This window comes from Streptococcus mitis (genome assembly GCF_023109105.1).
Lineage (GTDB): Bacteria > Bacillota > Bacilli > Lactobacillales > Streptococcaceae > Streptococcus > Streptococcus mitis_BW.
Genome location: NZ_JALDTZ010000015.1, coordinates 1 through 20,275 on the forward strand (window position 1 = coordinate 1; position 20,275 = coordinate 20,275).

Annotated in this window: 18 protein-coding genes; 14 read left to right on the plus strand and 4 right to left on the minus strand. The window is 38.1% G+C overall.

The features are described from left to right. Window positions 1–114: 114 nt before the first annotated feature. The gene (locus M1F37_RS08305) at window positions 115–315 is read right to left on the minus strand and encodes a PTS ascorbate transporter subunit IIC (RefSeq protein ID WP_000796544.1); all 201 of its coding nucleotides are present in this window, start codon (window positions 313–315) and stop codon (window positions 115–117) included. 2 nt (window positions 316–317) lie between these two features. Next, entirely contained in the window at window positions 318–1,325 is a 1,008-nt protein-coding gene (locus M1F37_RS08310) for an SPFH domain-containing protein (protein ID WP_247935440.1), read from the minus strand. A gap of 191 nt (window positions 1,326–1,516) precedes the next feature. On the opposite strand from M1F37_RS08310, the gene M1F37_RS08315 reads away from it, so the two are divergent. The 7 genes from M1F37_RS08315 to M1F37_RS08345 all read left to right on the plus strand — a co-directional run bounded on the left by M1F37_RS08315 (window position 1,517) and on the right by M1F37_RS08345 (window position 9,134). Further along, a complete protein-coding gene (locus M1F37_RS08315) occupies window positions 1,517–3,547 on the plus strand; it encodes a BglG family transcription antiterminator (protein WP_247935441.1) in 2,031 nt (676 codons plus the stop codon). A 3-nt stretch (window positions 3,548–3,550) separates the two neighbouring features. Beyond that, window positions 3,551–3,835, plus strand: coding sequence for a PTS sugar transporter subunit IIB (locus M1F37_RS08320; RefSeq protein WP_000912474.1), 285 nt, complete (start codon window positions 3,551–3,553; stop codon window positions 3,833–3,835). A 12-nt stretch (window positions 3,836–3,847) separates the two neighbouring features. After that, window positions 3,848–5,194, plus strand: coding sequence for a PTS ascorbate transporter subunit IIC (locus tag M1F37_RS08325; RefSeq protein WP_247935442.1), 1,347 nt, complete (start codon window positions 3,848–3,850; stop codon window positions 5,192–5,194). 3 nt (window positions 5,195–5,197) lie between these two features. Further along, on the plus strand, window positions 5,198–6,055 hold the full coding sequence (locus tag M1F37_RS08330; protein ID WP_247935443.1) for a transketolase: 858 nt from the start codon (window positions 5,198–5,200) through the stop codon (window positions 6,053–6,055). Next, a complete protein-coding gene (locus M1F37_RS08335; protein ID WP_247935444.1) occupies window positions 6,052–6,984 on the plus strand; it encodes a transketolase family protein in 933 nt (310 codons plus the stop codon). Before M1F37_RS08330 ends, M1F37_RS08335 begins: the two co-directional genes overlap by 4 nt. 230 nt (window positions 6,985–7,214) lie before the next feature. After that, window positions 7,215–8,918, plus strand: coding sequence for a dihydroxy-acid dehydratase (gene ilvD / locus M1F37_RS08340; RefSeq protein ID WP_247935445.1), 1,704 nt, complete (start codon window positions 7,215–7,217; stop codon window positions 8,916–8,918). A 69-nt stretch (window positions 8,919–8,987) separates the two neighbouring features. Further along, window positions 8,988–9,134: a hypothetical protein gene (locus M1F37_RS08345; RefSeq protein ID WP_247935446.1), complete on the plus strand. Its 147-nt coding sequence runs from the start codon at window positions 8,988–8,990 to the stop codon at window positions 9,132–9,134. Here the strand turns inward: M1F37_RS08345 and M1F37_RS08350 are convergent. Next, window positions 9,131–9,472, minus strand: coding sequence for a metal-sulfur cluster assembly factor (locus tag M1F37_RS08350; protein WP_001204052.1), 342 nt, complete (start codon window positions 9,470–9,472; stop codon window positions 9,131–9,133). The genes M1F37_RS08345 and M1F37_RS08350 overlap by 4 nt on opposite strands. Window positions 9,473–9,595: 123 nt before the next feature. Here M1F37_RS08350 and M1F37_RS08355 point away from each other — a divergent pair, with 123 nt between their 5' ends. Beyond that, entirely contained in the window at window positions 9,596–10,444 is an 849-nt protein-coding gene (locus M1F37_RS08355) for a helix-turn-helix domain-containing protein (protein ID WP_247935447.1), read from the plus strand. A 123-nt stretch (window positions 10,445–10,567) separates the two neighbouring features. On the opposite strand, the gene M1F37_RS10040 is transcribed toward M1F37_RS08355, so the two are convergent. After that, window positions 10,568–10,690, minus strand: coding sequence for a hypothetical protein (locus M1F37_RS10040; protein ID WP_282184506.1), 123 nt, complete (start codon window positions 10,688–10,690; stop codon window positions 10,568–10,570). Between the two features lie 112 nt (window positions 10,691–10,802). Between M1F37_RS10040 and M1F37_RS08360 the strand changes: the two genes are divergently transcribed. The 6 genes from M1F37_RS08360 to M1F37_RS08385 all read left to right on the plus strand — a co-directional run bounded on the left by M1F37_RS08360 (window position 10,803) and on the right by M1F37_RS08385 (window position 20,269). Continuing rightward, window positions 10,803–12,050 carry a transporter gene (locus M1F37_RS08360; RefSeq protein ID WP_247935448.1) on the plus strand — a complete coding sequence of 416 codons (1,248 nt, stop codon included), beginning with the start codon at window positions 10,803–10,805 and terminating at the stop codon, window positions 12,048–12,050. 77 nt (window positions 12,051–12,127) lie between these two features. Next, window positions 12,128–13,408 (plus strand): histidine--tRNA ligase, encoded by a 1,281-nt coding sequence (hisS, locus tag M1F37_RS08365; protein ID WP_247935449.1) that lies wholly within the window; start codon window positions 12,128–12,130, stop codon window positions 13,406–13,408. Between the two features lie 717 nt (window positions 13,409–14,125). Then, the gene (locus tag M1F37_RS08370) at window positions 14,126–15,778 is read left to right on the plus strand and encodes an LPXTG cell wall anchor domain-containing protein (protein ID WP_247935450.1); all 1,653 of its coding nucleotides are present in this window, start codon (window positions 14,126–14,128) and stop codon (window positions 15,776–15,778) included. A 74-nt stretch (window positions 15,779–15,852) separates the two neighbouring features. Then, the gene (pgfS, locus tag M1F37_RS08375) at window positions 15,853–16,812 is read left to right on the plus strand and encodes a glycosyltransferase PgfS (RefSeq protein ID WP_247935451.1); all 960 of its coding nucleotides are present in this window, start codon (window positions 15,853–15,855) and stop codon (window positions 16,810–16,812) included. Window positions 16,813–16,834: 22 nt separating this feature from the next. Continuing rightward, on the plus strand, window positions 16,835–19,774 hold the full coding sequence (pgfM1, locus tag M1F37_RS08380; RefSeq protein WP_247935452.1) for a glycosyltransferase PgfM1: 2,940 nt from the start codon (window positions 16,835–16,837) through the stop codon (window positions 19,772–19,774). 81 nt (window positions 19,775–19,855) lie between these two features. Then, entirely contained in the window at window positions 19,856–20,269 is a 414-nt protein-coding gene (locus M1F37_RS08385; RefSeq protein ID WP_247935453.1) for a hypothetical protein, read from the plus strand. The last annotated feature ends 6 nt before the right edge of the window (window positions 20,270–20,275 follow it).

The following is a 20,275-nucleotide window of genomic DNA, read 5'->3' on the forward strand; positions in this document are numbered from 1 at the left end:
GCCACTGGTTTTTAGGGTTTTTATCAGACTAACTTCCACTTGAATTAGCGATGGAACTTAGTTTGGGAATTTAGCAAAAATTCTCCTGTCCGACCTAGCAGACAGGAGAAGGTCTTAAATATCAATCTCAAATGGTTCGTCAATGGTTTCTGATACGTATTTTCCGTCTTTCTTCCGTTGTTTGACACATTCTGTGAGGAGATATTCGATTTGCCCATTGACTGAACGAAAGTCGTCTTCTGCCCATGATGCGAGTGCAGCGTATAACTTTGTTGAGAGTCGAAGGGGGATCTGCTTTTTTTTAGCTTCAGCCATCTTTAGTAAAGACTTCCTGTGTTGACAATTGGTTGTGCATCATGATTGCCACAGAGAACGACTAGGAGATTTGAGACCATGGCAGCTTTTCGTTCTTCGTCTAGCTCTACCAATTCCCCTTCATTGAGACGTTCTAGTGCCATTTCAACCATACCCACAGCACCATCCACAATCATCTTACGGGCATCAATAATGGCTGATGCTTGTTGACGTTGAAGCATGACAGCTGCAATTTCTGGGGCGTAAGCTAGGTAAGTAATACGTGCCTCAAGGATTTCCAAGCCAGCATCCTCAACACGACTTTGGATTTCTTCACGGATACGGTTGGCTACAATTTCACTAGAGCCACGGAGGCTACCTTCATCTGCTTGCCCGTCACCTGTAGTATCTACATTAGGAGACACATCATAAGGATAGATGCGGACAATATTACGGAGTGCACTATCACACTGCAATGAAAGATATTCTTTGTAGTTATCAACGTTGAAGACTGCCTTAGCAGTATCGACAACTCTCCAAGTTACTGCGATACCGATTTCTACAGGATTTCCTAAGCAATCATTGATTTTTTGACGAGAATTGCTCAAGGTCATAACCTTGAGGGAAATCTGTTTCTTGCCAATTTCAAGATTTACATCATTGCCATTTGATGATTTAGTTCCTAAAAAAGGAGATTTTGTGCTAACATCACCACTTTGACCAAGTCGAGTGTGGTTTGCAGGGTTGACTGCTATGCTAAAAGGATTGACAAAGTAAAAACCAGGTTCTTTGATGGTACCTGTATAGTTACCAAAGAGGGTCAGAACCAGAGCTTCCTGAGGTTTGACAACTTTTAAACCAGCATGAGCTAGGCCTGCAATTAAGCTTAATAAAAGTCCGATAATAATTCCAAAAATATTTTCCGAACCAGCACCCATTATAACTATAAAGACACCAAGTACGAGTGCCAACTCAATGAGTATCAATGCTACTACACCATTTGGTTTTGAATTGATTAGTTTTTCAGTCATAAGAATGACCTCCTGCTATTTGATATCTAAATGATATCACTTTGTTTTTAAAAGTCAATAGAAAGTTGAAAAATAATTACTAAAAAGTTTCAGCCCAATAATTACTTGTAGGAGGTGAGATTATATTGTGCTGAAATACTCTTTTATTCTTATAACTTTTACACTATAATTGTAGTTAGAAAGGAAGAGAAATGTTTGATTATAGAGCACTAGTTATTTTGATGACTTTGATGGATCATTGTGAGCTATCATTATATGAATTATCTGTTAAGGTGAGCTTACCTATAAAGGAAGTCAAAGAAGGAATAGATTATTTAGTGCCTTATCTAGCTAATAAAGGGATAGTGCTGGATAAAAAACAAGGTCGCTATAGTTTATCAAATCGTACGAAGCAGTCTTTGACAGATATTATTAAGTCGGATGAATTGGTTTTACCAAAGTCGACTCGCTTAGCATTAATCTATCTTTACACTTTTTGCCGATTAGATTTTATATCAAATAATCATTACCAAGACTTTTTGAAAGTAAGTAAGAATACAACCTTATCTGATATTCAATCATTAAGAAAGATTATGTTAGATAATGATTTGGAGCTAGGGTACAGTAGAGCAAAAGGTTATACTTTACACGGTTCAGAGTGGAATAAGCATCGTTTAGCTTTTCAAATGGTTAGTGAGCTGCTGGAATCCTCCATAGGGATTTGGGGGTTGGATTATGTTTTATCCAGTTGGGGGTATTCATTAACTTATGACTTGATAAATCAGGTAGTTAAAGATTATTATGAAAAGCTCCAGCTAGTACCTATTGTTAATCAATTAAAAGTTTGCCTGTTTGGTTTAGTGTTCATTATGTGTAGGTATCAAAGGGGTGTTGAAAGAGTATGTCTTTCAGAGACATTAGTATCTCCTATTATTCAAGATATAACCAATATTTTATTGGATACAGTGGTTGATTTGGGAATTATAGATACGGTGTTTTCTGAGGATGATTATCGCTATATTACAGTTTTATTATCAAGTTGTTTTGAAGGTGAAGTAGATGTTGCTCCAGTTTACTTTAATCAATTAACAGAGGCTATTATAAGTAGAATGGAAGATATTTCTTTGTTGCATTTTAAACAAAGGGAAGCATTGAGAGAAAATCTTCGCCGCCACCTTATACCGGCTTACTATAGATTAAAGTTCGGTTTACCTAGTTCAAATGAATATGTGTTGCATGTCAAAGAACATTATCCTGACTTATTTGAGTTAGTGAAGGATTCTTTGACTCCCTTGATGGAAGCCATCGATAAACCCATACCTGATAGTGAAACAGCATATTTTGTGATCCATTTTGGAGGCTATTTAAGGAAATCAGAGACTTTACCTCAAAAATCTTATAAAGCAACAGTTATTTGTCCTAATGGGGTTAGTTCTTCATTGATGTTAAAAGAGAATCTATTAGCATTATTTCCTCAAATTGAGTTCATAGAAACCTCAAATATGGATGATTTACAGGAGAAAACTAGTAGTGACTATGATATGGTTTTCTCTACTATAAAGGTGGAGACAGAGAAGCCAAATTATCTAGTTTCGGTTATGATGACTGAAGAACAAACAACGCAGTTAGTTGAACTGGTATCAAAAGATTTCCCAGATACAGGTTATCGAGATATTGAGCTGAATCAGATAATTAGTATAGTAAGACGATATAGTGTAATTACACAAGAATTAGAGTTGAAATTAGCCTTAAAGCGATATCTCTATCAAGAAATGAACAGAAAGGAAGTGTTACCATTGTTAGAAGAATTAATTACAAAAGAAACCTATCAGGTTAGTTCGAAAAAATTAGGATGGAAGGAGGCGATTCGTTTAGCAGCTAAACCGCTTTTGGATCAACATAAGATAACCGAGAACTACCCTGAGGCAATGATTCAAAAAGTAGAAGAGTTTGGACCTTTTATTAATTTAGGGAAGGGAGTCGCAATTCCTCACGCTCGGCCAGATGAGGGTGTGAATGAAATAGGAATGTCAATGTTAGTTTTGGAAGAACCGATTTATTTATTGGATAATCCAGAACAAGAGGTAAGATTGTTGATTTGTATTGCAGCCATTGATAATGAGAGTCATTTAAAGGCTTTGTCACATTTAACAACAATTTTAAGAGATAAAAATCATGTTCAAGCCTTAATTTCATCAAAAAACTATGATGACATTAAAATGATAATTAAACAGGAGGATTAGATAATGTTAAAAATTGGTACAGCTTGTGGTTCAGGATTAGGTTCAAGTTTTATGGTACAGATGAATATTGAATCTGTATTGAGTGATTTGAATGTTTCAGATGTAGAAGTTGAACATTATGATTTAGGTGGAGCAGATCCAAATGCAGCCGATATTTGGATTGTTGGTCGTGATTTAGCTGATTCAGCAAGTCATCTTGGAGATGTTCGTATCTTAAATAGTATTATTGATATGGACGAGCTACGAGAATTAATTACTAAAATTTGTGAAGAAAAAGGACTTATATAGGAGGCTAGCGTCATGATGAAGTTCATATTGGATATTGTTAGTACACCAGCTATTTTAGTAGCTTTAATTGCAATCTTAGGATTAGTTCTTCAGCAGAAGAAATTACCTGATATTATTAAAGGCGGGATTAAGACCTTTGTTGGTTTCTTAGTTGTATCTGGTGGTGCAGGAATTGTACAAAATTCTTTAAATCCATTTGGTACCATGTTTGAGCATGCCTTTCATTTATCTGGAGTTGTGCCGAATAATGAAGCAATTGTAGCTGTAGCTTTAACAACATATGGTTCAGCTACTGCAATGATTATGTTTGCAGGTATGGTGTTCAATATCTTAATCGCTCGTTTTACTCGATTCAAATATATCTTTTTAACAGGGCACCACACTCTATATATGGCGTGTATGATTGCGGTCATTTTATCAGTTGCTGGATTTACTAGTTTGCCTCTTATCTTACTAGGAGGATTAGCACTCGGTATTATTATGAGTATTTCCCCAGCATTTGTGCAAAAATATATGGTTCAATTAACTGGAAATGATAAGGTAGCTTTAGGTCATTTCAGTTCTTTGGGATATTGGTTGAGTGGTTTCACTGGTAGCCTTATCGGTGACAAATCAAAATCAACAGAGGACATTAAATTTCCAAAGAGTTTAGCTTTTTTACGTGATAGTACTGTTAGTATTACTTTATCTATGGCAGTTATTTACATTATTGTAGCTATCTTTGCAGGGTCAGAATATATAGAAAAAGAAATCAGTAATGGTACAAGTGGTCTAGTTTATGCTTTACAATTAGCAGGTCAATTTGCAGCAGGGGTATTTGTTATTTTAGCAGGTGTTCGCCTTATTTTGGGTGAAATTGTTCCAGCCTTTAAAGGTATTTCAGAGCGTATTGTACCTAATTCAAAACCTGCTTTGGATTGTCCGATTGTTTATACTTATGCCCCTAATGCAGTTCTAATTGGATTTATCTCTAGTTTTGTTGGTGGTTTAGTAAGTATGGCAATTATGATTGCTTCAGGAACGGTTGTTATCTTACCAGGCGTTGTGCCTCATTTCTTCTGTGGAGCGACTGCAGGCGTCATTGGGAATGCATCTGGTGGTGTTCGTGGAGCCACTATTGGAGCATTTTTACAAGGTATTTTAATTAGTTTTCTTCCAGTCTTTTTAATGCCAGTTTTGGGAGGACTTGGTTTCCAAGGGTCAACTTTCTCAGATGCAGATTTTGGTCTATCAGGAATTATTTTAGGAATGTTGAATCAATTTGGTTCACAAGCAGGCATTGTTATTGGTCTTGTTCTTATTTTAGCAGTTATGTTTGGAGTATCCTTTATTAAAAAGCCATCTGCAAAGGAGGAGTAAGGGATGATTTTAAGTGAAAATAGAGAAGATGAGTTAAGAAAATTTGCGACTAAAATCCGATTAAATACTCTTAGAACATTGAATCATCTTGGATTCGGCCATTATGGAGGGAGTCTATCTATCGTAGAAGTTTTAGCAGTGCTTTATGGTGAAATAATGCTAATGACTCCAGAAATTTTTGCATCACGAGATAGAGATTATTTCATATTATCAAAAGGTCACGGAGGCCCAGCTCTATACAGTACACTCTATTTAAATGGTTTCTTTGACAAAGAATTCTTATATTCTTTAAATACAAATGGAACCAAATTGCCGTCTCATCCTGATAGAAATTTAACGCCGGGCATAGATATGACAACTGGCTCTTTAGGACAAGGAATTAGTGTTGCAACCGGACTTGCATATGGTCAGAGAATAAGAAAGAGTCCCTTTTATACTTATGCTATTGTTGGAGATGGTGAGTTAAATGAGGGACAATGTTGGGAGGCTATACAGTTTGCTTCTCATCAACAGTTATCCAATTTAATTGTATTTGTTGACGATAACAAAAAACAATTAGATGGTTTTACAAAGGATATTTGTAGTCCAGGTGATTTTGTAGAAAAATTCTCAGCCTTTGGATTTGAATCCATTAGAGTCAATGGTTCAGATATTAGAGAAATTTATGAAGGGATTGTCCAATTAAAACAGTCAAATAATTCATCACCTAAGTGTATTGTATTAGATACTATTAAAGGTCAAGGGGTTCGAGAGCTGGAAGAAATGAAATCCAATCATCATCTTCGCCCTACTGTAGAGGAGAAACAAATGTTAACTTCAGTTGTAGAAAGATTAAGTCAGGAATTGGAGGAAACAGAATGATGAGAAGTACGAAAGAATTACGCCATGTGTATAGAGATTTCCTTATAGAGGCTAATCAAAGTTATTCTGATATAGTAGTTTTAGAAGCCGATTTGTCAAGTTCGATGGCTACTAATAATCTTGAAAAGGACTTTGGAGACCGTTATGTGAATGTTGGAATTATGGAAGCAGAAATGGTCGGCCTTGCAGCAGGGCTGTCTATTCAGGGGTTTAGACCTTATCTTCATACATTTGGCCCTTTTGCCTCACGACGAGTATTTGATCAATTATTTATTTCTCTTGGGTACGCACAATTGGATGCCACTGTGATTGGCTCAGATGCAGGAGTAACTGCAGAGATGAATGGTGGAACACATATGCCATTTGAAGAAATTGGATTGTTACGTTTAATTCCTAAATCAATCATTTTCGAAGCAACTGATGATATCCAATTTCGTGAAATCTTGAACCAGACATTAGACTTAAAAGGACTAAAATATATTCGAACAATTCGAAAAGCTCCAGAGCCTGTGTATCAAGGTGGAGAAGATTTTTCTAAAGGCTACATTGAGTTAAGACACGGTGAAGATGTTGTAATCGTTGCTTCTGGCATAATGGTTGCTCCAAGTGTTCGAGTTTCGGATGAACTGTCTAAATTAGGTTATTCAGTAGGCGTGATAGATTTATTTAGAATCAAACCGATACCAGAACAGATAAAAACAATGTTAGGTGGAAAAACTATATTTACTGTAGAAAACCACAATCAGATAGGTGGAATTGGTAGCGCTTTATGTGAATTATTCTCTGATGATGGAATGACAAAAATTCATCGGATGGGTGTTCAAGAAAGATTCGGTCAAGTAGGGAAAATGGATTATCTTCTTAATGAGTATGGTTTGAGTGAATCGAATATAAAAGAGAAGGTTCTAGAGTTTTATAATGCAAGATAGATGTTAAATACACTGTTCTGAAGGAATTTCTGTGAAAATTACAGTACGTTATTTAAAGCAAGCGGATTAAAAAGCATATTCTGGCAATCAGAAAGTGCACTGATCCGCTTTGTTGTTTTTAATTTTAAACATTTCATATATATAGAATTTTCTGAAAATTCAAGAATTTTCTTCTGTTCATTGCTTTTAAAATGTGCTATAATAGTAAAAACTGAAATGGGAGGGAACAAATGACTGAATTAGATAAACGTCACCGCAGTAGCATTTATGATAGTATGGTAAAATCACCAAACCGTGCCATGCTTCGTGCGACTGGTATGACAGATAAGGACTTTGAAACACCGATTGTGGGAGTGATTTCGACTTGGGCGGAAAATACACCATGTAACATTCACTTGCATGATTTTGGAAAATTGGCTAAAGAGGGTGTCAAATCTGCAGGTGCTTGGCCTGTGCAGTTTGGGACCATTACCGTAGCGGACGGGATTGCCATGGGAACGCCTGGTATGCGGTTCTCTTTGACATCTCGTGATATCATCGCGGACTCTATCGAGGCGGCTATGGGAGGCCACAACGTGGATGCCTTCGTCGCTATCGGTGGTTGTGACAAGAACATGCCTGGTTCCATGATTGCCATTGCCAACATGGATATCCCAGCTATTTTTGCCTATGGTGGAACTATTGCACCGGGAAATCTTGATGGTAAAGACATCGACTTGGTTTCTGTTTTTGAGGGTATCGGAAAATGGAATCATGGTGACATGACAGCTGAGGACGTGAAACGTCTCGAATGTAATGCCTGCCCTGGCCCAGGTGGCTGTGGTGGTATGTATACGGCTAATACCATGGCGACTGCTATCGAAGTTCTAGGAATGAGTTTGCCAGGATCATCCTCTCACCCAGCTGAATCAGCTGATAAGAAAGAAGATATCGAAGCAGCAGGACGTGCTGTTGTTAAGATGCTGGAACTTGGTCTCAAGCCATCAGATATCTTGACTCGTGAAGCCTTTGAAGATGCCATTACTGTAACGATGGCTCTCGGTGGTTCTACCAATGCTACTCTTCACTTGCTTGCCATTGCCCATGCTGCCAATGTTGACTTGTCACTTGAGGACTTCAATACGATCCAAGAACGTGTGCCTCACTTGGCCGACTTGAAACCTTCTGGTCAGTATGTCTTCCAAGACCTCTACGAAGTCGGTGGTGTCCCTGCGGTTATGAAGTACTTGCTGGCAAATGGATTCCTTCACGGAGATCGCATTACATGTACTGGTAAGACTGTTGCTGAGAACTTGGCTGACTTTGCAGATCTGACTCCAGGTCAAAAAGTCATCATGCCACTTGAAAATCCAAAACGTGCAGACGGTCCGCTTATCATCTTGAACGGGAACCTTGCTCCTGACGGTGCGGTTGCTAAAGTATCAGGTGTTAAAGTGCGTCGTCACGTTGGTCCAGCTAAGGTCTTTGACTCAGAAGAAGATGCTATTCAGGCCGTTCTGACAGATGAAATCGTTGATGGCGATGTAGTCGTTGTTCGTTTCGTTGGACCTAAGGGTGGTCCTGGTATGCCTGAGATGCTGTCACTTTCATCAATGATTGTCGGTAAAGGCCAAGGAGATAAGGTTGCCCTCTTGACAGACGGACGTTTCTCTGGTGGTACCTATGGTCTGGTTGTTGGACATATCGCTCCTGAAGCTCAGGATGGTGGACCAATTGCCTACCTTCGTACTGGCGATATCGTTACGGTTGACCAAGATACCAAAGAAATTTCCATGGCCGTATCCGACGAAGAACTTGAAAAACGCAAGGCAGAAACAACCTTGCCACCACTCTATAGCCGTGGTGTCCTCGGTAAATATGCCCATACCGTATCTTCTGCTTCTCGTGGTGCCGTTACAGATTTCTGGAATATGGACAAGTCAGGTAAAAAATAAACTTAAAAAGCAAGCCAACTTCGGCTTGCTTCTTTTCATCTTCAAAAGTAATTTACCTGCTTATACTCAATGAAAATCAAAGAGCAAACTAGCAAGCTAGCCGCAGGTTGCTCAAAACAGTGTTTTGAGGTTGTGGATAGAGCTGACGAAGTCAGTAACCATATCTACGGCAAGGCAACGCTGACGTGGTTTGAAGAGATTTTCGAAGAGTATTAACGTGGTGGCAATCCAAGGGCAATGCGGCCGTAGCGACTGATTCGTGTGATTTTCCAAGCAGGCGACCAGGTAACTTCAACCTTGACATCTTCGATACCCTCGATTTGTTTCAGACCTGCCACGATTTCGATAGGCAAGCTTTCGGCACAATCGCAGGCAGTATCGGTGAAGGTCATGACAATCTTACAGAGACCTGTTTCGTCCAGATTGATTTCATAAATCAATCCTAGATTGTAAACATCTAATTCCACATCTGTATCAAAAACCTTCTCTAGTTTTTCGATAATTTGGTCTTGCAAGGCCAAAGCACGGTCATTGATTTTGATATCGTCTCTCATAGCAGTCCCTCCACCTGATAAATATCCTCTATTTTCTCATAATTCTGACAATTTGGCAAGTTTTTGATGAATTTTCTGAAAAATATGATAAAATGAAGAAAATACTGAATCAAGGGGAAGCCTATGGAGCAGATTGGAAAAGTCTTTAGACAATTACGAGAGTCAAGAAATATCTCGCTGAGACAAGCAACTGGGGGACAATTTTCGCCGTCTATGTTGTCTCGCTTTGAAACAGGTCAGAGTGAGCTTTCGGTAGAAAAGTTTCTATTTGCCCTAGAAAATATATCTGCCAGTGTGGAGGAAATCCTCTTTCTGGCGAGAGGTTTTCAGTATGATACAGATTCTGAGTTGAGAAAAGAAATCCTAGATGTCTTGGATCCAAAGAATATAGCTCCGCTTGAGGACTTGTATTGCAAGGAGTATCAAAAGCATGCCCATTCTCAAAACAAACAGAAACATATTCTAAATGCCATTATTATCAAGTCTTATATGAAGGGCCTGGATGAAAGGGTAGAGTTAACAGCAGAGGAAGCGAAAGTTCTTCATGATTATTTGTTTTCTACCGAGATTTGGGGAAGATATGAACTCCATTTATTTTCAGTCAGTTCTCCCTTTTTATCTGTTTCTCTTTTTATTAGATATGCACGAGAAATGGTAAAATCTGATTTTCTAATGGAAATGTCTGGTAATCGAAACCTTTTTCACACTATACTATTGAATGGCTTTTTAGCTAGCATTGAGTGTGAAGAATTTACCAATGCCTTTTATTTTAAACGTGTTATCGAAGAGCATTTCTACAAGGAAAATGAGACCTATTTCCGAATTGTCTATTTGTGGGCAGAAGGTCTCCTTGATAGCAAGCAAGGTAGAGTCAAGGAAGGCCAGAAAAAGATGGAAGATGCTGTCCGTATTTTTGAGATGCTAGGCTGTAACAAATCTGCCGAATATTATAGAAAAACGACCGATTATTGAATATCTGCAAACCAAGAAAATAATTTAAAATTTGAAGCGATAGAACTGTTGATCTCTCTCAGGCCATCGAGAAAGTTCTATCGTTTTTTTGCTTATACTCTTCGAAAATCTCTTCAAACTACGTTAGCTTCCATCTGCAACCTCAAAGCAGTGCTTTGAGCTGACTTCGTCAGTTCTATCCACAACCTCAAAACACTGTTTTGAGCAACCTGCGGCTAGCTTCCTAGTTTGCTCTTTGATTTTCATTGAGTATTATTTTGTTTGTTGCATATATTCAAAAGTTTTTCCTCTAAAATTTCTTAGTGCTATACTATAGTCATACTTAATATAGGAATTAGAACAAGAAGGGAAATTACCTATGAAACTATTGTTTAGAAATCAAGCTTATCGACTCTTGACTTTTTCACGCTTCTTCAATGCTTTTGGTGCTTCGATTTTCAACCTGGTATTTATCGTCTATGCATCGACCTTGCCACAAGCATCTTTTGCTGTTGCTATGGCGAATATTGTCATGATTCTCCCGACTCTCTTTACAGTTTTTGTAGGGATTCGGGCAGATTACACGAGGGACAAGGTCAAATGGATGGTCTATAGCGGTTTGTTTCAGGCAGTTTTATTTTTTTTAGCAGCCCTAGTTGTTCAGCAAGCTAGTCTCTTTGCCTTTTCTAGTCTGTGTTTAATCAATGTCATTAGTGATATCGTCAGTGATTTTGCAGGTGGCCTGCGCATGCCTCTTATTAAGGAAAAAGTAGCTGAAGATGATCTGATGGAGGCTTACTCTTTTTCCCAGTTCATCACCTATATTTCAGCTATTGGTGGTCAAGCTTTTGGAGTCTGGCTCTTAGGCCTATCGGTCAACAATTTTTCCCTCGTTGCGGGAATCAATGCCTGTTTTTTCCTCGTATCAGCCTCTGTTCTCTTTTTAGGAAAAAGCAAATTGAGCCTGTCAATTTCATCTGCTGATGGCGAATCACTAAAAAATGAGAATCTTCCTATCAAAGACCAGTTCCTAACGATTTATCGAAATTTACGTCTTGTTTTTCTTAAAGGTGGACAGAAAAACTTTGGTTTTATGTTCTTTGCTGTTTTGCTTATCAATGCCTTGGGTGGCGCCTTGGGTGGAATTTATAATATCTTCTTTTTGAGCCATTCACTTTTGGATTTTTCTTACACAGAGGCGTTATTTATCAGTCAATTCTGTGCTTTGTTAGCAATCATCATCAGTAGCCTTACGGGCAATGATTATGTTGGGAAACAGTCCTTGCCTAGATTGATGATGTGGGCGACTGTAGGACTCAGTCTAGTTGGTTTAGCTAACGTATTCAATCAAGTCGTGCTTGGTTTGCTATTTCTCTTTTTAACTCTGTATGTGTGTGGTAAAGTTACACCAAAGATTAGTGCCATGCTCATGAAAAATCTAGCTCCAGAGGTTTTAGCTCGTACCAGTAATTTTTTAGGCTTATTGTTTACCTTATCCGTACCTGTGGGAACAGCTTGTTTTTCACTTGTAGCCGTATGGAATATACAGTTGACTTGGATGCTATTTGTTGGTCTTTCCTTGCTAGCTATTTTTTTGACAGTTCTTAATCTCAAAAATGATATCTAAATCCTAATTTTTTTCTTACTGTTTTAATCCCTTTATTTATGGTAAAATAAGACTATTAAGTTTAAAGAGGATTCCCTATGAAATTACAAAAACCAAAAGGAACACAGGATATTTTACCTGCTGAGTCTGCCAAGTGGCAGTACGTTGAGGGCTTTGCCCGTGAGATTTTCAAGCGCTATAACTATGCAGAAGTGCGCACGCCTATTTTTGAGCATTACGAGGTCATCAGTCGCTCTGTCGGAGATACAACGGATATCGTAACTAAGGAAATGTATGACTTTTATGACAAGGGTGACCGCCATATTACTCTCCGTCCAGAAGGAACTGCACCCGTTGTCCGTTCTTATGTGGAAAATAAACTCTTCGCCCCAGAAGTGCAAAAGCCAAGCAAGTTCTATTACATGGGCCCTATGTTCCGTTATGAGCGTCCACAGGCAGGGCGTTTGCGCCAGTTCCACCAGATTGGGGTTGAGTGCTTTGGCTCTAGCAATCCAGCTACCGATGTGGAAACCATCGCTATGGCAGCCCATTTCTTGAAAGAAATCGGCATCCAAGGTGTCAAATTGCACCTCAACACTCTTGGAAATCCTGAGAGTCGTGCAGCCTACCGCCAAGCCTTGATTGACTATTTGACACCTCTCAAGGAGACCTTGTCTAAGGACAGCCAGCGTCGCTTGGAGGAAAATCCTCTTCGTGTCTTGGACTCTAAGGAAAAAGAAGATAAGGTAGCAGTAGAGAATGCACCGTCTATCTTGGACTTCCTTGATGAAGAAAGTCAAGCTCATTTTGATGCTGTGCGTCAAATGTTGGAAAATCTTGGAGTAGACTATATCATTGACACCAATATGGTGCGTGGTCTGGATTACTACAACCACACCATTTTCGAGTTTATCACTGAGATCGAGGGCAATGACCTGACAGTCTGTGCGGGTGGTCGTTACGATGGTTTGGTTTCTTACTTTGGTGGCCCTGAAACTGCTGGATTTGGTTTTGGACTTGGTGTAGAGCGCCTGCTTCTCATTCTTGAAAAGCAAGGTGTGGCTCTCCCTATCGAAAACGCCCTAGATGTTTATATCGCAGTCTTGGGAGACGGGGCAAATGTCAAAGCTCTAGAACTAGTACAAGCTCTTCGCCAACAAGGTTTCAAAGCAGAGCGTGATTACCTCAACCGTAAACTCAAAGCTCAGTTCAAGTCAGCCGATGTCTTTGCGGCTAAGACCCTCATCACCCTAGGAGAAAGCGAAGTCGAAAGCGGACAAGTAACGGTCAAGAACAATCAAACTCGAGAAGAACTAGAAGTTTCACTTGAAACTATTAGCAAAAATTTCTCAGAAGTCTTTGAAAAATTAGTATTTTAATAGTAGAATAATGAGTCAGGATATCAGTCCTGGCTTTTTTGAAGCAATTACTAGTTGGAATAACTTAGTAGTTAAAATGATTTAAATAATATTTAAAAATAGAAGAAAACATCCAAGTAGAAGAACTCGATTGTGAAAAGCAAACGATTAAAAAGCCTGAACTTGCTAAAGGTACACAAGTTTTTCTGCAAAAAAGGTAAATAAGGTAGACGACAAGATGCGTGTCGCTGGTTCCTTAAGGATGGAGTGGAGTTCAAGAAAGAATTGATTCGCTCAGAAGAGCCTGAGCAAGTCCAAACCGATATCATTGAAATCGGAATATTGGTAGAAGAACAGATTCAAGAACCATCAGTACAGGTTTGCTAGCATCCCAATGGCTTCATCTCCTAAACAGGATAGGCAGATGAACTCATTGGGAGTTTCAAATCAAGAATCTCAAAAAGTTGAAGTTCCAGTAGTTCAAGGACAGCTCTTGTCAGAGATAGGGGAACAGTCAAGTTTGCTATGATCACTATATGGTTTCTTAATCCTATTCTTAACAATGTTGGGAATAAGTAATAAAAAGAAAGATATGTAATTTCAGTGTATTAGAAATAATTTGATTATAAATAATGCTAAATTGTTATTTTGTTAATGATATTTTCAATACATATTAATTTCTTGAATTTCTTGTAAAAAAATGCTATTATATGCTTGATAAAATTAAAGGAGATGGTAATGCATAATCTAACAAAGAATTCTATGCGTATGTTTGCATTTGTTGGTATGCTTGTATTATCTTTGACAATACTTACAACAGTATTTTCGTCTGATATTACAAATTATACTAACAAGACGGCTATTACAGTGGATGGGAAACCATTGACAGCTGACACTGAGGTTGTTACTGGAAAGACCATGGAAGCTACAAATACAATTTCTTTCCCAGATTCTCAGAAAATTAATGAAGGGGATACCCTTGTTCTTGACCTTCCTAAGGAATTAGGTTTAGTAACTAAGTTAGAATTTCCAATTCTGCATAGTGACGGTCAGGTAGTTGCTAATGCTGTTACTGATCCAAGTACACAAAAAGTAACCATTACATTTACGGACTACTTTTCTAAGAACTATCAAGACAAGGTTATGACTTTAAAGTACTCTGTACGTCCTAATACAGTTACTTTGACAAAGCCAGGGAAATATACATTTACGTTTGGAACTGAACAATATACTCTCAATTACCAAACTGATACGGGTGAGATAGGTGACTATGAAATGAAATATGGTTACCAAGATTCTGAAAATCCTAAACGAATTAAATGGCGTATTCTATTAAATGCTGTTCAAGATAAGCTAGATAACATGGTTATCAAAGATGACTTTAGCGATAACGGACAAGTTCTTGTAGAAGGTTCTCTTCGTGCTGTTCGTTATGCAACTCAACCACAGAAAATTCCTAATGAAGCTGCGCTTCTTAAATTGGAACCAATTGATAACTTTACTAAAAAAGCTGAATTTACACGAAATTCTGATGGTAAAATCACAGGCTTTACAATTAACTTCGGTGATAACTGGAATTGGGCTATGTATATTGAGTATACAACGGAATTAGCTTCAGAACTTCCTGCGGGAACTAATGTTAGCAATTTATTAGACTGGTCAGCAACAAACTTCACTAACCCTCGCTCAATCACTGCTTTGACAAGATTGGAAAGTGGTTCAGGTACTGGTAGTGGTGGTAAGACTACAACAACCACAACTACGACTACGTCAACTACAACAACCACAACGAAGGAGCCAACGACAACTTCAACAACTACAACGAAGGAGCCAACGACAACTTCGACAACTACAACGAAGGAACCAACGACAACTTCGACCACTACAACGAAGGAGCCAACGACAACTTCAACAACTACAACGAAGGAGCCAACGACAACTTCAACAACTACAACGAAGGAACCAACGACAACTTCAACAACTACAACGAAGGAGCCAACGACAACTTCGACCACTACAACGAAGGAGCCAACGACAACTTCGACCACTACGACGAAGGAGTCAACGACAACTTCAACAACTACAACGAAGGAGCCAACGACAACTTCGACAACCACAACGAAGGAGTCAGGAACAGATACTAAACATCCTACGAATCAAGACGGATCACAAGTAATAATTCCGTCAGAAGAGACTTCTACAAAGGGAACAAGCAATTCAACAACAGAAAATACTAATCAACCTACAACTCAGAAAGGATTAAAAAATACAGAAAAGGGACGTAAACTTCTCCCTCAAACTGGTGAAACAGTTGGAGCAGGTTTAGTCATTGCGGGTATCGTAATCCTATCTGGTACAGTTGTATTGAAACGTAAACATTCTAATAAATAATAGATAAGTATTTTTAGAGAGGAGAGAGCGTGGCTCTCTCCTTTTTGAAAAAGTAAATATAATGGAGCATTTAGATGAAACTTTCAATTCTTATCACACTTTTAAATGAAGAATTAGTTCTAGCCCAAACACATAAAGCTATTTCGGAACAACTCAATAGTATGCTCTCTTCAGAACAACTATCTGAGTATGAAATTCTTTATATCGATGACGGGAGTAGCGATAAGACTCTGGAGCTAATTGATAGCATTGCAAGCGAAAATCCAAACGTGAAGTATATCAGCTTTAGTAGAAATTTTGGACGTGAGAGTGGTATTCTTGCTGGCTTTAAATATGCAACTGGGGATGCTGTTATGGTAATGGATGGAGATTTGCAACATCCGCCGTACCTAATCCCTCTCTTTGTAGAAGCATATAAGGAGGGGTACGATATTGTTAGCGGCCAAAGGAGTAGAGAAGGTGAATCTGCAGTAGGTAGTTTCTTTGCTCGTTGTTTTTACGCATTTTCAAATCATTCAATGGATGTTAAGCTTACCGACGGGAAATCCGAGTTACGTTTATTAAGTAAAAGAGCTGTCGATGTATTTATTTCTCTGCCAGAGTACAATCGATTTAATAAGGGGCTATATGAATGGATTGGTTTTAAAGAGAAGGTCATTCCTTATAAGAATGAAGTTCGTAAGGCAGGAAAAAGCAAATTTGGTTTTAAAAAGTCTTTGAACTATGCAGTGCATGGTCTCATTTCTTTTAATGATCGTCCACTTAGGATTTGTATCCAGTTTGGTTTTATTAGTATGGCTCTGTCCTTACTCTACATTGTTTATGAGTTTTGTAAATTCATCGTTTCTTCAGATTATACGAGTGGTTATTTCACTACAATAGCAGCAATCATTTTGTTTAGTAGTGTTCAACTTATCTTTATAGGTGTACTTGGAGAATATATTGGGAAAATATACTATGAAGTGAAGCAGCGTCCTCATTTTATTATTGATAAAACCAATATTGCTAGAGCTAAAGAAGATAAGATTGGTTAAAATTACATGGGAGAAATCAATAATGCACAATTGGTTAATGTACTGGCAAGAATTTAGAAAAAAACATTCTAAAGCACTACTATATATGATGAGTGCTTTGTTACCGATGATGACCATGTTAATTGTTTGGTTTTTCATGGGTAGCTATCCATTTGGGAACAAAAGTCTGATGGCAGTTGACTTTGGTCAGCAGTATATCAGCTTTTTTGGCTTGCTTAAGAATGCAGTGCTTACAGGTGATTTGAGTAGCCTGACTTATTCCTTTACCAAATCGCTCGGCGGAGACATGATAGGGGTTTTAGGCTATTACTTGATGAGCCCTTTTAATATTTTTTATATTCTTATCCCCTTCAAACACTATGGTTTAGCAGTATTTCTGACCATTTGGCTCAGATATGGATCAATCGGCCTTTCTTTCTCTTACTTCCTTATTAAGCGTTATAAGGGAGCAGATTCACGTTTGTGGTTAGTGCCCTTATTTTCAACAGCCTATGCTCTTTCGGGGATGCTCGTTTCCTATCAGATGAACGTCATTTTTTATGACGCTATGATTATGCTTCCTCTGGTTATTGTCTATCTTGAAAAAATGTTAGATGGAGAAGCACCTTATCCATATGCCTTTGTATTAGGTTTAACAGTTCTCCTCCAATTCTATATGGGCTACATGATTTCAATTTTTGTCGTGTTGTATGCCTGTTATTATGTGTCTCCTCGTCTCTCAATTGAAGGTGATTTGAAACAAAAATTAAAGACCTTTATTCACCCATTGTTTAAGACCTTCATCTACTCTGTGCTCGGAGTAGCAACAGCTTCAATCTTGCTAGTTCCTGTATTTTTCAACTTGCTTGAAAGCAAGGGGCAAGTAGGAGATGGAATGCGATTTTCTTTTGCCTTTCAGATTAATCCTTTAGATATATTGTCGAAATTATCTATCGGAGGATTTGACACAACATCAGGCTGGTCAGCTGGTCCTAATTTACCGAACATTTATATCGGAGCACTCGGCTTTATCGGTTTTATCTTATTCTTTTCATCAACTAAAATCTTGAAGGAAAGAAGATGGTCAGCTGGAATCGTTACCCTCGTCTTCCTAATTTCTTTTGTTAACGAATTTGTTAGTAAGATTTGGCACATGGGGCAAAATCCTGCAGGTTTCTTCTTCCGCTTTTCATGGCTTTTCTCTTTCTTTATGCTAATTTTAGCTTATCAGGTTCTGAAAGAGAAGATTGAGACTTCCCGACAGGGGAAACTGATTTCAATTGCCCTTCTAGTACTTTCAGCAATCTATCTTTATACCAAGGAATTCACCTACCTTCCAAAAAAACAACCGGAAAATTTGACCCAGTTTATTTCCAGCAACTATGTCATCTTTTTACTTCTTCTTGTGATTGGAACAGGTGCAGGTTTCTACCTTTATTGGGATAGATCCTCCAAAACTCTAAAAGAGAAAAAAATACGCTTGCTGATTGCAACAGTAGTCATTTGTACTTTAGTTGTATTATTGCAAATAGGCTATCTTTTCTCTCAGGTAGTCCTAACCCTAATTGTCTATCTAGTCATTCTTGCTTTATTACGTCCGAGAATGACTCGATTAGCAGTTGTCTTACTATCAACGCTGACGATATTTGAACTAGGATACAATGCCTACTTATCACAGGTGACCTTGGGTTACGCAGATGTAGATAAATTTGTAGATGCAACGGTATCTGTAAAACGTGTGACTGATAACATTCAAGAAAATGCTGATCGACCTTTCTATCGAATAGCAACCACTTTTGCATATTCACGGACCTTCCCATCACTTGTGGGTTATCCAGGCTTAAGTACCTTCAGTTCGAGCTTGGAGCGTACGACGATGGACCAATTCGCTTATATGGGTGATTTGGGGATCAATGCTGCGACTGAATACGAAAATGGGACTCCTCTAACCGATGCTCTGTATGGTATCCGCTACTACATGGATATTAAGGATATTGACCAAAAAGAAAAAGATGCTCATCCTGAAAAGATCTACTTCAATCGCTTTGCAAGTCGATATGACATGAATCGTTACTTCACAGAGAAAGTCTATGAAGACGAACGCTATATTGTCTATAAAAATCCTAATTCATTCCCACTAGCATTTGCAATAAATGATTTAACGAGAAATATCAACTTTGGTACCAATAATGCTGTGAGGAATCAAGATATCATACTTAACTCTATGGAAGGTGTCCAAAAGAATCAAGAGAATTATTTAGAGTACTTTAAACCACTTGCCTTTGGAGAAGTCGAGACAGAAAATCTAGTGGAAGAAGAAGTGAATATAGAAACTGGAACAGCTATTTATAACCGCGAGGATTCGAGTAAAGAAGCTATCATTCGTTATCGAATTACTCCTCAGACTGATTTGACCTATTACTTCTTTGTACCGGCTTCACTCAATTCAGATAAAGAATACTCTGTCCTATTAAATGGTAAATGGTTGACTCATTCCAAGAGAAATACCCAGCGACAACTTTGGCAGATTGCAGACAATGCAAGTGGTCAAGAAATTGTCTTAGAGTTTCGATTTAAAACGGATAAGGTAGATATGTCAAATGTTGGTGTCTATCGAGCAGAAACTAGTCAAATTCAAAAAGTATTGGAAAACCGTAAAGCCCAAGGGATGCAAGTCGAGAAGTTTTCAAATACCCATATCGTAGGTTCTATTGATATTACTGATGATAGCAAGTTTATGATGACCTCGATTCCATTCAGTGAGGGTTGGAAAGTGAAAGTAGATGGTAAAGATGTACCGACGTCGAAAGCTTGGAATAGTTTTTTATCCTTCCCAATCACTTCTGGACAACATAAAGTTGAATTTGTATTCTCACAAAAAGGTACTTTGCTTGGATTCATCTTAAGCTTGGTAAGTGTAACAATCTTATACATAGATAGAAAATATTATCATAAAAAAGCTAAGCTTACCACTCAAGATTAAAAAAATGAGGAAGAACGAGTTTCTTCAAACTTAGCTAAGAACATGGTCAGGAACCTACTCCTGACCTTTTTCTTTTGCAAAATGACAAAAATCATAAACTTTTTGACAAATATGCTTGTCAAAAAGAAAAAGATGTGTTACAATATAAGCAAGTTAAGAGAAAAGGAGCAAGGAACGATTATGTGGGCATTAGGATTTGTACCTCTTGTGATTATGTATTATATCTACCATTCCCAAAAGGTCAAGAAACTAGAGAATAAAATCAAAAGAATTGAGCAAAAAGAGAAAGGAAATACAGATATGTCAAGATTATTAAAAGAATTGATTGGGAGAACGCCAGTCATCGTTGGACAATTGTTTGGGACAGACAACTGGGAAGTTGTGGATGTTGATGAGGAATGGGTCAAACTACGACGTGTAGATAAAAAGGGAAAAGAAAAATTCAAACTACAACGTATTGAGGAGATCCAAACAATTCAATTTGACGGAGAGTAGGTGTGT